This is a genomic window from Sphingobacterium phlebotomi (genome assembly GCF_008180195.1).
Lineage (GTDB): Bacteria > Bacteroidota > Bacteroidia > Sphingobacteriales > Sphingobacteriaceae > Sphingobacterium > Sphingobacterium phlebotomi.
In genome coordinates this window covers 1-273 of record NZ_VTAV01000057.1, presented here as the reverse complement: position 1 = coordinate 273, position 273 = coordinate 1, and the positions used below count along the sequence as shown (strand labels likewise).

Annotated in this window: 1 protein-coding gene; it reads right to left on the bottom strand. The window is 56.0% G+C overall.

Going from position 1 to position 273, the window contains the following annotated elements; translation table 11 throughout:
- Positions 1 to 5: 5 nt before the first annotated feature.
- On the bottom strand, positions 6 to 273 hold a 268-nt coding region (locus FXV77_RS22280), incomplete at its 5' end, for a hypothetical protein (RefSeq protein WP_187444226.1).

The window sequence follows — 273 nt, the reverse complement described above, 5'->3', positions numbered from 1 at the left end:
TGCCCTTAATTACTTTCTTCCGCCGGACGCCCCTTTTGCAAAGCGCCCGGCTGCCTCCGTCCCAAACCGGTTATACCCGTAAGGAACTTCCTCTGTCCTCTCTTTTTGTCTGTCTTCTCTTTTTTTTCCCAATATGTCAAAGAACTTTCTCCGGCCGCGGCACAGCACCAACGGAAACCAATGGCGAAACACCCGGTCCCCGGCTGGGCAACTGCACGGCCCGAACGCGGATACCCGGGGAACGAACCCCGCGGTATCCTGTCAGTCTTGTAT